Here is a 13,804-nt window from a genome sequence, read left to right as displayed (position 1 = left end):
CCGTGCACGCTTTGACCCTCGACCCCGACCGGCTGTTTCCGTCCGATCCCGGGATGCGCGGCATTGCGCGGTCGCTGTATCGCGAGATCGCCGGGCTGCCGATCGTCAGCCCACATGGCCATACCGACCCGGCATGGTTCGCGACCGACGCGGCGTGGGACAATGCGACCGAACTGCTGCTCGCGCCCGATCATTATGTGTTTCGCATGCTCTACAGCCAGGGCGTCGACCTCGACGCGCTGCGCGTGCCGCGTCGCGATGGCGTCGTCCCGGCGACCGATCCGCGTAGCGCGTGGCGGGTGTTCGCGAGCAACTACCATCTGTTCCGCGGCACCCCGTCGCGCATGTGGCTCGACCATGTGTTTGCCGAGGTGTTCGGGATCGACCGGCTGCTGAGCGCGGCGACCGCGGATCACTATTACGATATGATCACCGATGCGCTGGCGACGCCGGCCTATCGCCCGCGCGCCTTGTTCGACCGGTTCAGGATCGACTTCCTCGCCACCACCGAGGGCGCCGACGATCCGCTCCACCATCATGCCGCGATCCGCAGATCCGGCTGGCATGGGCGCGTGGTAACCACCTATCGCCCCGATTCGGTGATCGATGTCGAGCATGAGGCGTTCGACGGCGCGATGCAGGCGTTCGCCGACCTGACCGGCGAGGACGTCCACAGCTGGCAGGGTTATCTCGCCGCGCATCGCAAACGCCGCGCCGATTTCCGCGCAGCAGGGGCGACCGCGACCGACCACGGCTTCGCGACCGCGCAAACCGCCAACCTGTCGACAGCGGAATGCGAGGCGCTGTTCGGCCGCATCATCGGGGGCAAATGGACCCCCGCCGATGCCGAACTGTTCCGCGCGCAGATGCTCACCGAAATGGCGAAGATGAGCGTCGAGGATGGCATGACGATGCAGATCCATCCCGGATCGTGCCGCAACCACAATCATCAGCTGTTCCACAGCCATGGCCGTGACAAGGGTGCCGACATCCCGACGCGCACCGACTATGTCGGGGCATTGAAGCCGATGCTCGACGTGGTCGGCAACGAACGTGACCTGACGATCATCCTCTTCACGCTCGACGAATCGACCTATGCGCGCGAGCTCGCGCCGCTCGCCGGCCATTATCCCTGCCTCCGGCTCGGCCCGGCCTGGTGGTTCCATGACAGCCCGGAGGGAATGCGCCGGTTCCGCGAGATGACGACCGAGACAGCGGGCTTCTACAACACCGTCGGGTTCAACGACGACACCCGCGCCTTCCTGTCGATCCCGGCGCGGCACGATGTCGCGCGCCGGGTCGATTGCGCCTTCCTCGCCCGCCTCGTCGCCGAAGGGCGGATGCAGGACTGGGAAGCCGCCGAACTCGCCCATGACCTGACCTCGACGCTGGTGCGCAAGGCGTACCGGCTCGACAATTTCGCGCCGGCGGCGCAGGTCGCCTGATTGCTCACACGCAAAGTTGCAAGACAACTTGCATCGAAACTTGACACCGGTTACCTAGAAGCCATTGCCATCGTCGTTTAAGGTGTGCGCCCTGCGGCCGGAGTCGTGCCGCCGCCCCGGCGTCCCGCATTTGGAGAGGATTTGAGACCATGAAGATCGCGCTGATCACCGAGAACAGCCAGGCCGCCAAGAACGGCATCATCCACGACGCGCTGACCGCCGTGGCCGAGCCGCTGGGGCATCAGGTGTTCAATTACGGCATGTATTCGGCCGACGACAGCGCATCGCTGACCTATGTCATGAACGGCCTGCTCGCCGGCATCCTGCTCAATTCGAAGGCGGCGGATTTTGTCGTCACCGGCTGCGGCACCGGCATGGGGTCGATGCTCGCGTGCAACGCGATGCCGGGCGTGTTCTGCGGGCTGGTCATCGACCCGACCGACGCCTTCCTGTTCGGCCAGATCAACGACGGCAACGCCATCTCGATGCCCTATGCCAAGGGCTTTGGCTGGGCGGCCGAGCTCAACCTGCAGGATGTGTACCGCAAGCTGTTCGACGGCGAGCGTGGCCTCGGCTACCCCAAGGAGCGCGCCGAGATCATGCGCAAGAACCGCGGCATCCTCGCCGATCTCAAGGCGACGACCTGCCACGACATGCTGACCGTGCTCAAGAATGTCGATCAGGACCTGCTGCGCGCCGCGATCGCGGGCGAGAAGTTCGCCGAGCTGTTCTACGCCAACTGCCAGGACGCGGCGATCGCCGACTATCTCAAGAGCGTGACCGCGGAACCGGCGCTCGCCTGATCCCATTCGCCGCATAGCTCGCAACGGAGAGTCCATGTTCGACCGCACCTATTACGCCACCCACCCCGACATGATGGAGTGCGTGTCGAACGACGAGCTGCGCGACCGCTACCTGATCACGGACCTGTTCCGTGCCGGAGAATGCGTGCTGTACTACACCCACGCCGATCGCATGGTGATCGGCGGGGTGCTGGTTGACTCGGCCCCGATCAAGCTGCCCGACCAGAGCGAGCCGCCCTCGGCAGCGGGACACCCGTTCCTCGAGCGGCGCGAGCTGGGCATCGTCAATGTCGGCGCAGTCGAGGGTGTCGTCACCGTCGATGGCGAAACCTTCACGCTGGGCAACAAGGATTGCCTCTACGTGACGATGGGTGCGGCGGACGTGCAATTCTCCGGTGCGGGTGCACGCTTCTATCTCGTCTCCTGCCCGGCGCATCAGGCATATGCGACGCGCCAGCTGGGCATCGCCGACGCCAACCGGCTCGACCGCGGCAGCCTCGCCGAATCCAACGAGCGGTCGATCTATCAGCTGGTCATTCCCGGCGTGTGCGACAGCGCGCAGCTGGTGATGGGCCTGACCGTGCTCAAGGAAGGCAGCGTGTGGAACACCATGCCGCCGCACATCCATGAGCGCCGCAGCGAGATCTATTTCTATTTCGAGCTCGACAATGCGGACACCGACCGCGTGATGCACTTCATGGGCGAGGGCGAGGCGACCCGCCACATCGTGATGCAGAATGAGGAAGCCGTGATCTCGCCCCCCTGGTCGATCCACATGGGCGCGGGGACTAAATCCTACGCCTTCATCTGGGCGATGGCGGGCGAGAATCAGGACTATACCGACATGAACGTGCTGGACATCTGCCAGCTGGCGTAAACTTGCTCCCCTCCCTGCAAGGGAGGGGCTGGGGGTGGATGCCGAGCCGCAAGGCTCGGCCGACACCGCCCGCGACACGCGCGACGCTCCGCGCCGCGCACCCACCCCCGACCCCTCCCTTTCAGGGAGGGGAGGAGAGTTGAAATGACCAACCCCTTCGATCTCACCGGCCGCGTCGCGGTCGTCACCGGTGCCAATACCGGCATCGGCCAGGGCATCGCGCTCGCGCTGGCACAGGCGGGGGCAGACATCGCCGCGGTCGGCCGTTCGGCCGCGACCGAGACGGTCGAAAAGGTCCGCGCGCTGGGCCGCAAGGCGGAGATCATCAGCGCCGACCTGTCGACGATCGAGCCTGTGGGCAGGATTGTGGATGAAACTGTGGATAAGCTTGGGGGCTTGCACATCCTCGTCAACAATGCCGGCATCATCCGCCGCAACGACAGCGTCGACTTCACCGAAGAAGACTGGGACGCGGTGATGGACACCAATCTGAAGTCGGTGTTCTTCCTGTGCCAGGCCGCGGCGCGGCACATGATCCCCAATGGCGGGGGCAAGATCATCAACATCGCATCGATGCTGACCTTTCAGGGCGGCATCCGCGTGCCGAGCTATACGGCGTCGAAGAGCGGCGTCGGCGGGCTGACCAAGCTGCTGGCCAACGAATGGGCGAGCAAGGGCATCACGGTCAACGCGATCGCGCCGGGCTACATCGCGACCAACAATACCGATGCGCTGCAAAAGGACGAAACCCGCAACCGCCAGATCATGGAGCGGATTCCCGCAGGCCGCTGGGGGATCCGGCCGATCTGGGCGGCGCGGCGGTGTTCCTCGCCTCGTCCGCGTCGGACTATGTGCAGGGCCATATCCTTGCCGTCGATGGCGGCTGGCTGGCACGCTGACCCCGACGCACGCCGCGAGCTTTGGTATGGGCCGAACAAGCCGAACTCGGCTTTAACCGGCATGACACTTTGGGCTAGGTGGTCCGGCAAACTGACCCCCTAGGGAGACCGACTTGACCCACGGCCATATCGTCTGTTTCGGCGAACTCCTCCTCCGCCTGACCGCGCCGGGGCGCGAACTCATGCTCCAGACGGGCAGCCTCGACGTGCATGTCGGGGGCGCCGAAGCAAATGTCGGGATCGGCCTCGCCAATCTCGGCCACGCCGTGTCGATGGTCAGCGCGGTGCCCGACAATGCGCTGGGCCAGGCCGCGATCCGCTTCGTGCGCGGACAGGGCGTCGATACGCGGGGCGTCCAGCTGCGCGACGGGCGCATGGGTCTCTACTTCCTTTCGGTCGGCGCTGGCCTCCGCGCATCGGACATCGTCTACGACCGTGCCGCATCGAGCTTTGCCACCGCGCCCGCCGACGCCTTTGACTGGCGCAGCATTCTCGACGGCGCGTCCATGCTGCACCTTTCGGGCATCACCCCCGCGCTCGGTCCCGCGACGGCGGCTGCAGCAATTGCCGCAGCAAAGACCGCGAAAGAGATGGGCGTCGCGGTCAGTTTCGACGGCAATTACCGCGCCCGCCTGTGGGAAGCATGGGACAGCGATCCGCGTGGCGTATTGTCCGAACTTGTGAGCCTGACCGACACGATGTTCGGCAACCACCGCGACGTCTCGCTGCTGCTCGGCAAGAGCTTTTCGGGCGACGGCGCGGACCGCCGCCGCGAGGCCGCCGAAGCTGCCTTCGCTGCCTTCCCCAACCTCCAGCGCATCGCCTCGACCGCGCGCCATGTCGATGACGCCGACCGCCATCGCATCGCCGCGCGCGTCGATACGCGTGAGCGCGGTTACCAGACCGACGAGGTCGTCGTTGCGGGGATCGTCGACCGGATCGGCGGCGGCGACGCGTTCGCGGCGGGCATCCTGCACGGCGTGCTGTCGGGTCAGGATCTGGAGGCGACCGTCGCCTCGGGCCTCGCCCTCACCTGCCTCAAACACTCGCTGCCGGGCGACGCCTCCCTGTTCCGCCAAGCGGACATCGACGCCTTCCTCGAAGGCGGACTGGACGTGCGCCGGTGATTGCCCGGCGGACGCTGCTGGGGGCTGGGGCGACGTTCGCCCTGCCCTCCGCCGCGTTCGCCAAGGGTGATCCGATCGCAACGGGCCGAACCGGTCGCTGGCACGGACGGCGCGATGGGGTCGTGGCGGCCTTTCTCGGGATCCGCTACGGCAACGACACCAGCCATCACCGCTTCCGGCCGGCCACCGTTCCGCCCCCCTCTCGCGAACCGCAACAAGCGACACGCTTCGGCCCCAGCTGCCCGCAATCCAGCCGTATCGCCGATCAGCGCGAGGATTGCCTGTTCCTCAACGTCTGGACCCCCGCCGCCAACCCGAACGCCCGCCGCCCGGTGATGGTCTATTTCCACGGCGGCGCTTACTCCAATGGCACCGTCATCGAGCCGCAGGTGTTCGGCGCAACGCTGGCGGAAAAAGGCGATGTCGTCGTCGTCACCGTCAACCACCGGCTCAATGCGCTCGGCTATCTCTACCTCGCCCGGCTCGACCCGCGCTTCCCCGACAGCGGCAATCTGGGGCAGCTCGACCTGATCCTCGCGCTGCAATGGGTGCGCGACAACATCATCGGCTTTGGCGGCGATCCCAATCGCGTGATGGTCTTCGGCCAGTCCGGCGGCGGCGCGAAGATCGCGACACTGATGGGCATGCCCGCCGCCAAGGGCCTGTTCCACCGCGCGGCCACGATGAGCGGGCAGCAGGTTACCGCGAGCGGCCCGTTGAACGCCACCGCGCGCGCCAAGGCACTCCTCGCCAAGCTCAACGCCACCCCCGCCGACCTGATTGGCATGCCGGTACAAAGGCTGATCGAGGGTCTAGCGGCGGAGGACCCGGTCCTCGGCGGCGGGGTCTATATGGGGCCCGTGCTCGACATGAAGTGGTTGACCCGCCACCCCTTCTGGCCCGACGCCAATCCGCAGGGCAACGCGATCCCGCTGATCCTCGGCAACACCCGCGACGAGACCCGCGCGTTCATCGATCCGAAAAGCGAGAGCGTCCGCACGCTCGACTGGTCGAACCTCGCCGAACGCATCGCGCCGCAACTGCGCATCGATGCCCACCCCGAATGGGTCGTCGCCGAGTATCGCAAGCAGTTCCCCGACTGGTCGGCGCAGGACATTTTCTACGCCGCCACCACCGCCGGACGCAGCTGGCGCGGGCAGGTGATCGAAGCCGAGGAGCGCGCAAAGGCCGGCGTCCCCGCCTGGGTCTATCAGCTCGACTTCCAGTCCCCGGTCGCGCCCGAACGCGGCGCGGCGCACACCCATGACATCCCGCTGGTGTTCGGCACGATCGGCGCGGAGGGCACCGTCTCCGGTACCGGACCCGGCGCACAGGCGGTATCGGCGGCGATGCAGCGCGCCTTCGTCAACCTCGCGGCGACGGGCAATCCCAACGGCGCAGGCGTGCACGATTGGCCCAAACACTCCCCTGCCCGATCGCGCGACCATGCTCTTCGACACGCACAGCCGCGTCGAGAACGACCCGCGCAAATGGCAGCGCGAGCTGTTCGCCCGCATCCCCTATATTCAGCCCGGAACCTGATCCGCCAGAACCGGTGCCAGCACCAGCCGGTCGAGGATTGTCGCGACTTCATCGGCCGTCGTTTCTGGCGCGCGGTCAAGCCACCAGGTCAGGATCGTCAGCGTCGCGCCGACCAGATGCGTCACCGCCAGCTCGCGCGGCAGTCCGCCCGGCGTGTCGGTCGGCGCGGCCATCGCCTGATCGATTGCGCGGCGCGTGATCGCTTGGCGCATCGAATCCCCCGCTCCGGTCAGCAGCGCGTGAGCGAGCTGCCGCCGCGCCCCGACCTCGGCAGTCAGCGCGCGCATCGCCGCCGCCCCGTCGCGCGCGCGCAACAACGGCACCAGCAGTTCGAGCAGCTCGGCGATCAGCCCGTCGGCGATCTCCGCCAGCACCGCCGCCAGATCGGGATAATGGCGGAAGAAGGTCGCGTAGCCGATCCCCGCACGCTCGGTCAGCGCGGCGACACTGATCTCGCCAAAGGGCCGTTCGCCGATCAACTCGATCAATGCCGTGCGGAGCGCCACGCGCGACCGGACCGCGCGCGCGTCGCTTGAAACCGCGCTGCGCTTCGCTATTTTATGATCCATAGTATATCACAATGTGGAGATCGCCATGCCAGCCCCGTCGCAGGTCGCCGCCCCGAATGCGGGACGCTGTCCGGTCGATCATGCGCGCGACGACCGCAAATCGGCAAGCGCGGCGCGCGGCGGACTGCTCGACGCGCCCACCCTGACCGGCTTCGATCCCGTGCGCGCGGTTCTGCGCGATCCGGATGCGCGTCAGGCGGGGTTCAAGGCCGAGGTGATCCTGCGCTATCGCGGCCGCGCCCGCCCGCCGATCCTGTTCCTGCATGGCGAGGCGCATCGCCGCCAGCGCGGCGGGACCGCGCGCTTCTTTACCCCGCGCGTGGTCGAGACCCGCTATCGCGAGCTGATGGAGCGTACCAGCGCCGCGCTGATCGCACGGCTGGTGCGCGATGGCGGCGGCGATCTCGACCGGCTGTCGCTCGAACTCGCGGTGACCGTCGCGGCGGAGATTGTCGGCCTGACCGAAAGCGACATTCCGGGCATGAGCCGCCGCCTCGACGCATTTTTCAGCACCACCTTCCAGACCGGACGCGGCAAGATTGCAGAGCTGATGAGCTTCCTGCTCGGCCAGTGGCGCATGCGGCGCTTCTACGCCAGGGACGTGAAACCGGCGATCGAGGCACGCCGCGCCGCGCCGCGTGAGGACGTGATCTCGCACCTGTTGAGCGAGGGTTACACCCCGCTCGATATCCTCACCGAATGTTTTACTTATGGCGCGGCCGGGATGGTCACGACGCGCGAATTCATCACCATGGCGGGCTGGCATCTGCTCGAACGGCCCGAACTGCGCGCGCAGTTCCTTGCCGCCGATGCCGATGGGCAGATCGCGATCCTCGAGGAAATCCTCCGGCTCGAACCCGTGGTTGGTACGCTCTATCGCCACACGGAAGGCGGCACCGTCGCGCTCGATATCCGCGCGGCGAATGGCGATACGGCGGCGGTCGGTGCCTGCCCGCACGCGCTCGACCCCGACCGGACCCGCGCGCCCAAGGTCACCGGCCCGGGCCTCGCCTTTGGTGACGGCGAGCATCGCTGCCCCGGCGCGGGCGTGGCGCTGCACGAATCCGCCGTGTTCCTCGACCGGTTGCTGCGCATCCCCGGCATGCGACTGGAGCGCGCGCCCGATGTTGGCTGGAACCCGCTGGTCGCGGGCTATGAGCTGCGCAACTGCCGCCTGGTCGTCGACCCCACCTAGGAACCGCTGCGCAGCGCCCCGATCAGGGTCACCATGTGATCGATATAGGTGCCGGTCGAAATCCCGATCGGCCCGTCCTTGACGTCGAATGGCGACGTGTCGCTGCTGTCGCCGACATTGGTCGAGCGGAAATCGCCCGGCGCGACCTCCTTCGATCCCGGACCGCGATACGGGTGACTGATCGCCTTGAGCTGCGTCGGCCACCAGCCCTCGGTGTTCAGCGACGCGACCAGCTCGGCCACGCTCTTGCCGCCGGCGACATTCATGTCCGACCCGGGCTCGACCGCAGCGACCCAATAGGGCGACAGCGGCTGGCGGCCCTTGAGCAAAGGCGGATCCTTCGAAACCGGGCCGCCGGGAATCGCGCGCAATTTCTCATATTCGCGGCGCAGCTTCGCCACATCGACCGAACGGCGCGGATTGTAATGGCCGATCGTGTGCGCGGGGTCGTGATCGACATAATATTCGCCATTGACCACGTTCGACCCACGCCGATGGACCCAGAGCGGCTTGTTGCTGCCGATCTCGACAAAGGTCGGGAAGTGCCGGGTCCCTACCCGCAATTCCTCGGGCAGCCGTACGCTGTCGAGCCAGTCGAGCGCCGCCGGAATCGGCGCCAAATATTTGGCATTGCCGGTGAGGCGATAGAAACGCATGAGCTCTTCGATATTCGACGCGGTCGTATGCGTGACCAGCGCCTCCGGCTCATAGGTCCGCGCGCCAGCCGGGGAGAAATCGGCGCGATGCTGCAACCCCCATCCCGCCTGCGGCGCGGGATGCTGGGTCTTCAGATAGATGTCCATCGCCCGCTCGATCGCGGGGAGCACGCGCGGATCGCCGATCGCCTGGTGATAGGTCAGCAGCACGTCGATATTGTCGTAGATTACCCCATCGTTGAAGGTGATGAGGCCGGTATAATCGGGTTTGCCGTGCAGCCCGCCGTCCTTGACGCGGGGCCAGCGCTGCGGCCATCCACCATTGTCGAGCTGGCTGGCGAAGATGAATTCGATTGCCTTGTTGAGCCCGCGCTTGAACCGCTGCTCGCGCTTCTCGACATAGATCCGGATCAGGAGACGGATCGCCTCACCGGTGCCCTGATCGTCGAAGGTGGCGTTCCCCCAGTCGTGCTGGAATTCCTCCATCCGCCAGGCATTCTTGCCGATCGTGTCGTACCAGCGTTTGGTCGAGGCAGGACCGCCGAAGTCGATGAAATAACCCCAGCCGCCGGTCGGCAGCTGTCCGTCGATCAGCGCCTGTGCCGCCCTGGCTGCGGCCTGATAATAATAGTCGTCGCCGGTCGCATGATACGCGTCGAGATAGAGATGCCCCATCGTCGCGGTGCCGGGCGGCTGCACCCACACCATCGTCTTGTACGCTTCCAGCTCGCCCCACACGCGCGACCGGTCGGGCAGATAGGACCAGAGATAGCCGCCGCGATAGGCGAGCTTCTCCACCATGAACCGCGTCGCGCGCTTCATCGTCGCGGCAATCTCGCTGCTCGACGGAGTCTGCGCGCGCGCGACTGCGGGGGTCAGCGCCAGTGCGGCGGATGCTGCAAGCAGCTTGCGGCGGTCGATCATTTACGCGGTACTCCTTCAAGCGGATAGGCGACGATCAGCACCAATGGCTTCTCGCCGATCTGTCGAATGCCGACATGCGCGCCATCATAGAGATAGGCGGTCATTCCCGGCTTGAGCCGCGCGGTCTGGCCATCCGAGGTCACTTCGCCCTCGCCCGACACCACGGCATAGACCTCGTCATGGCCGATCGGGTGGACGCCGATCGCAGCACCCTTGTGCAGCGCGCGCTTGCGATATTCCATCATCCGGCCCGGCACGCCGTCGCTGATCCGCCACGCGGTGCTCATGCCGATCGCACCATGCGGCGGCGGCTCATCGACGCGCTTCGTATTCTCGTCGATCACCACCATCGGCCGCGCGCCGCGCTTTGCCGCCCAGTCGATCCCGCCCATCACATGCGCGAGGATACGCGGGTCGCTCCACGCTTCCTTGGTGTGACCGAGCCCGGTGTAGAAGACATGCCCGCCCTCGAACCGATGCGCCCAGGCGAGCGGACGCGGATTGACGCCCTTCTCCCCGATCGACGCCGGGTCGAGAGTCAGCAGCGGGCGCAGGCGGGGGTCGAGATCGTCGAACCAATACCATTCATCGACCAGTTCGGCGGTGTCGGGAAAGGCGCGGATCGCCGGGTGGTCGAGCGGCGCACGGCGCACCACGCCCTTGGGCGTCCCCGCCGGATGCCGCGCAAAGCGCGCGCCCATCATCCGCCCATACCAGTCCCAATGGTAATGCGAGTCCGCTGCGCCATGCACGCCGACGATCCCGCCGCCCCCCACGGACATAGGCGACCAGATTGTCGCGCCGCGCGCCTGTGAACCACTCGCTCGCCGGCTCCTTCGGGTTGGTCGTGGTCGAGAGCAGCACGATCGCCGCAAAGCTTTTCACCCGCGCCGCATCGTCGAACAGCGCCGGGTCTTCGCTCGCCGCGACGCGATAACCCTTCGCCTCCGCCGCTTTGGTGATTGCCGCGACCGCAGGCTCGATCGAGTCATGCCGCCAGCCGGTGGTGTGGCTGAAGATCAGGACTTCGGGCGGGGGCGGGGGCGTGGTTCCGCCCAGCAGGATCGCCGCCAGCAGCATCAGCATCGCCCGCATGTCACTCTCCTCATTTCAAGCGAGCGGTCCACTCAGCGGACGGCCAGCGCGTTCAGATAATCCTCGATATTGGTATAGCCGTTGCCGTCGCGATCGCCCGCGGAATCGTCGCGCTTCGGGTCCAGCCCCTGCTTGGTCTCCCACGCATCGGGCATGCCGTCGCCGTCGCTGTCGACCGGCGCGGGGCCGCTGCGCAATGCCGGCCAGCCGCCGACGTCGCTCTGGCGATCGATCTGCTGGCCGGTCCGGGTGCGCACGCCCTCGACGACTGCCGCATCGACGCTGTCGCGGCTGCGTGATGCCCCGGCACTCGCCAGCACCTTGGCCTCGACCCCTGCCGAACCGGCACAGCCGACCTTTGCCATCTCGACCGGGGCGGACAGCTTCTGCGCCGGATCGACAATCCCGCTCACCAGCGACCAGGGATCGGATGGAATCACCCCATCCATCATATTGTCGGCGAAGAAGGATTTTGCGACCGGATTGCCTTCCTGAAATGCGATCGCCTTGGTCGATTGCGGCCCGCGCACATACGCATTGCCCACGAAATTGTACCGCGACAGGCTGTCCTTGTCGGCATTGTAGCCCGACCGGCTGCCGCCCCAATTGTAGAACAGGTTGCAGCGGAAATCGAAATACGCCCCCTCGGGATCGCTCGCCGCGGGGGCGTAGTTGCCCGGGCGCGGCATCCGCGCGCTGTGGTTGGCCCAGAGATTATGGTGAAAGCTCGCCCGCGCTCCGCGCCCGCCGCGCACCAGACTGCCATAGCCGTGCGCGCCCTTGGCGTGGAGCGATCTGGTCAGCGAATCCGCGATGATCGACCATTGCACGGTGACGTCGAACCAGCCCTCGCCCGGCTCGGCATAGTTGCCCGACACCGACAGCGTCTCGTCCACCGACCAGCTCGCCGAGACATGGTCGAGGATGATCCGCCGCCCCGCGCGGATCCAGATCGCGTCGGATTCGGTCTTCGATTCATCCCCGAGCCGCGATCGGATGAAGCGGATCACCACATCGTCCGCCTGTACGACCAACGGATGATCGCGCAGCGTGATGCCGTCGCCGGGTGCGCTCTGCCCGGCGATCGTCACCTGGCCTTCGCGGACCGTAAGCGGCTTTTGCAGCTGGATCGTGCCGGAAACCGCAAAGACGATGATCCGCGGCCCCTTTGCCTCCACTGCCGCGCGCAGACTGCCCGGGCCGCTATCGGCGAGCGTGGTTACGGTCAGCACCTTGCCGCCGCGTCCGCCCAGCGCCAGCGCACCCGCGCCTTCCGCGCCGGGAAAAGCGGGGAGCGGCACGGCCGTCCCCCGCAGACATCAGCAGCAAGGCAGCCAGCATCAGAAGTTTGCGCGCACGCCAAAGGTGACGATGCGGCCGGTGCTGGCATAGCTGCTCGACACCGGGTTCGCCTGATACATGGTGCGATACTGCGGGGTGTTGGTCAGGTTGCGCCCCTCGACCGACAGGCTGATCGCCCTGGTCAGCTTGTAGGACATCGCGAAGTCGAGGTTGAACGTATCCTCATTGTACCCGAAGTCCGCGACCACCGGCGAGTTGCACACCCCGCCGCCATTGGTCGTCGTGCCGACCGCACAGGTGCCCGAAGAGAGCGGGAAGCGGTTCACATATTCCTTGCGATACGCCCCCGACACGCGCGCCTTGAGTGGGCCATGCTCGTAATAGAGCGTCGCGTTGAACGAATGCGGCGAGGTGTTGAGGAAGGGCGCGGTCGCGAAATCATTGACCGCCGTCGATCCGGTCTGCCCCTGCGTCGTCGAGAGCGCGGTGCCGGTCAGGTAGTTCAGCTCGGACTTGATATAGGTGTAGTTCGCAGTGACGCCGAACCGCTCGAGGAAACCGGGCAGGAAGAAGAAGTTCGACTGGACGTTGAGCTCCAGCCCCTGAATCTTGCCGCCCGGCGCGTCGTTGAACTGGCGCACCGCGAACACCCCGCCGTCGCGGATATATTGTGCCAACGTTGCGCTGGTGACGTTGGTCAGGATCTGGTCGATGATCGCCTGCGGATAGATGTCCTGCAGCGTAAACTCGCCCGCGACCTGCTGCGGGAAGGAACTGATGTCCTTCTGGAACAGCGCCAGCCCGACAAAGCCGTTGGTGCCCCAGTAATATTCGAAGCTGAGGTCGAGGTTGGTCGAGCGGAACGGGCTGAGGAACGGGTTGCCCACCGTGATCGACGGCGCAGCCCCGCCGACGGTCAGGCCGGTCGGGAACGAGGTCGTGCCGGGCGTCAGCGCCGACAGCTGCGGCCGCGACATCGTCTTGGCGGCAGCGGCGCGGGATCTGGAAATTGTCGCTGACTTCATAGGTCAGGTTACCGGCAGGGAGCACATCGGTATATTCGTTGCGCGCGGTCACGACCGTACCGAGCACGCCGTTCGCCGCGCCACCGACCGACCCGGTCCCGTCAACCCGCGTATTGGCGACGCGCACGCCGACATTGCCGCGCAGGCGGCGGTCCATCAGGTCGAGGTCGAAGTCCATCTGGACAAACCCCGCCATGTCGCGCTCGCGCACTGCATTGCGTTCACGCCCATCGGTCTGGGCGCGATAGTCGCCCCATTTGTTGATGCAGTTGCAGTCGATCGAAAAATAGCGGCGAAACGCGTCGAGATTGGGGGCGTAGAAGCTGGTCGGCGTCCCTGCCGACA

General features: G+C 66.4%; 10 protein-coding genes and 4 pseudogenes. 7 read left to right on the top strand and 7 right to left on the bottom strand.

The features are described from left to right. The first annotated feature begins 2 nt into the window (after positions 1–2). The 6 genes and pseudogenes from uxaC to LRS12_RS10295 all read left to right on the top strand — a co-directional run bounded on the left by uxaC (position 3) and on the right by LRS12_RS10295 (position 6,693). Positions 3–1,445 (top strand): glucuronate isomerase, encoded by a 1,443-nt coding sequence (gene uxaC, locus LRS12_RS10320; RefSeq protein ID WP_257844501.1) that lies wholly within the window; start codon positions 3–5, stop codon positions 1,443–1,445. A 149-nt stretch (positions 1,446–1,594) separates the two neighbouring features. Further along, complete coding sequence (locus tag LRS12_RS10315) at positions 1,595–2,248, top strand: RpiB/LacA/LacB family sugar-phosphate isomerase (protein WP_257844500.1); 654 nt, start codon at positions 1,595–1,597, stop codon at positions 2,246–2,248. Between the two features lie 34 nt (positions 2,249–2,282). Further along, on the top strand, positions 2,283–3,125 hold the full coding sequence (gene kduI, locus LRS12_RS10310; RefSeq protein ID WP_257844499.1) for a 5-dehydro-4-deoxy-D-glucuronate isomerase: 843 nt from the start codon (positions 2,283–2,285) through the stop codon (positions 3,123–3,125). Between the two features lie 144 nt (positions 3,126–3,269). Next, positions 3,270–4,024 (top strand): annotated as a pseudogene (kduD, locus tag LRS12_RS10305) (2-dehydro-3-deoxy-D-gluconate 5-dehydrogenase KduD). A gap of 113 nt (positions 4,025–4,137) precedes the next feature. After that, positions 4,138–5,151, top strand: coding sequence for a sugar kinase (locus LRS12_RS10300; RefSeq protein ID WP_257844498.1), 1,014 nt, complete (start codon positions 4,138–4,140; stop codon positions 5,149–5,151). Further along, a pseudogene (locus tag LRS12_RS10295) lies at positions 5,148–6,693 on the top strand (carboxylesterase/lipase family protein). Before LRS12_RS10300 ends, LRS12_RS10295 begins: the two are co-directional and overlap by 4 nt. On the opposite strand, the gene LRS12_RS10290 reads toward LRS12_RS10295, so the two are convergent. After that, positions 6,678–7,262 carry a TetR/AcrR family transcriptional regulator gene (locus LRS12_RS10290; protein ID WP_374580751.1) on the bottom strand — a complete coding sequence of 195 codons (585 nt, stop codon included), beginning with the start codon at positions 7,260–7,262 and terminating at the stop codon, positions 6,678–6,680. The pseudogene LRS12_RS10295 and the gene LRS12_RS10290 sit on opposite strands and share 16 nt — an antisense overlap. Before the next feature lie 25 nt (positions 7,263–7,287). Here LRS12_RS10290 and LRS12_RS10285 point away from each other — a divergent pair, with 25 nt between their 5' ends. Then, positions 7,288–8,457: a cytochrome P450 gene (locus LRS12_RS10285; RefSeq protein ID WP_257844496.1), complete on the top strand. Its 1,170-nt coding sequence runs from the start codon at positions 7,288–7,290 to the stop codon at positions 8,455–8,457. Here LRS12_RS10285 and LRS12_RS10280 read toward each other — a convergent pair. The 6 genes and pseudogenes from LRS12_RS10280 to LRS12_RS10255 form a co-directional block, all read right to left on the bottom strand. Next, on the bottom strand, positions 8,454–10,037 hold the full coding sequence (locus LRS12_RS10280; RefSeq protein ID WP_257844495.1) for a pectate lyase: 1,584 nt from the start codon (positions 10,035–10,037) through the stop codon (positions 8,454–8,456). The two genes, LRS12_RS10285 and LRS12_RS10280, sit on opposite strands and share 4 nt — an antisense overlap. Further along, positions 10,034–10,429 carry a cupin domain-containing protein gene (locus LRS12_RS10275; protein WP_374581278.1) on the bottom strand — a complete coding sequence of 132 codons (396 nt, stop codon included), beginning with the start codon at positions 10,427–10,429 and terminating at the stop codon, positions 10,034–10,036. Before LRS12_RS10275 ends, LRS12_RS10280 begins: the two co-directional genes overlap by 4 nt. 39 nt (positions 10,430–10,468) lie before the next feature. Then, positions 10,469–10,819: pseudogene (locus LRS12_RS10270) on the bottom strand (ThuA domain-containing protein); the annotation flags it as partial. A gap of 4 nt (positions 10,820–10,823) precedes the next feature. After that, positions 10,824–11,117, bottom strand: a pseudogene (locus LRS12_RS10265) (ThuA domain-containing protein); the annotation flags it as partial. A gap of 47 nt (positions 11,118–11,164) precedes the next feature. Then, the gene (locus LRS12_RS10260; protein WP_257844494.1) at positions 11,165–12,433 is read right to left on the bottom strand and encodes a polysaccharide lyase family 1 protein; all 1,269 of its coding nucleotides are present in this window, start codon (positions 12,431–12,433) and stop codon (positions 11,165–11,167) included. Positions 12,434–12,472: 39 nt separating this feature from the next. Further along, positions 12,473–13,411, bottom strand: coding sequence for a TonB-dependent receptor domain-containing protein (locus LRS12_RS10255; RefSeq protein WP_257844493.1), 939 nt, complete (start codon positions 13,409–13,411; stop codon positions 12,473–12,475). Positions 13,412–13,804 lie beyond the last annotated feature (393 nt).

The sequence above is a fragment of the Sphingomonas sp. J344 genome (assembly GCF_024700005.1).
Classification (GTDB): Bacteria; Pseudomonadota; Alphaproteobacteria; order Sphingomonadales; family Sphingomonadaceae; genus Sphingomonas.
The sequence above is the reverse complement of the archived record's forward strand: the minus strand, read 5'-3'. Positions and strand labels throughout refer to the sequence as shown.

Coding starts and splice junctions, on each gene's coding strand:
- LRS12_RS10290 (WP_374580751.1), bottom strand. CDS start 7,262: ATGGATCATAAAATAGCGAAGCGCAGCGCGGTTTCAAGCGACGCGCGC.
- LRS12_RS10285 (WP_257844496.1), top strand. CDS start 7,288: ATGCCAGCCCCGTCGCAGGTCGCCGCCCCGAATGCGGGACGCTGTCCG.
- LRS12_RS10275 (WP_374581278.1), bottom strand. CDS start 10,429: ATGGGCGGGATCGACTGGGCGGCAAAGCGCGGCGCGCGGCCGATGGTG.
- LRS12_RS10280 (WP_257844495.1), bottom strand. CDS start 10,037: ATGATCGACCGCCGCAAGCTGCTTGCAGCATCCGCCGCACTGGCGCTG.
- kduI (WP_257844499.1), top strand. CDS start 2,283: ATGTTCGACCGCACCTATTACGCCACCCACCCCGACATGATGGAGTGC.
- LRS12_RS10255 (WP_257844493.1), bottom strand. CDS start 13,411: ATGTCGCGGCCGCAGCTGTCGGCGCTGACGCCCGGCACGACCTCGTTC.
- LRS12_RS10315 (WP_257844500.1), top strand. CDS start 1,595: ATGAAGATCGCGCTGATCACCGAGAACAGCCAGGCCGCCAAGAACGGC.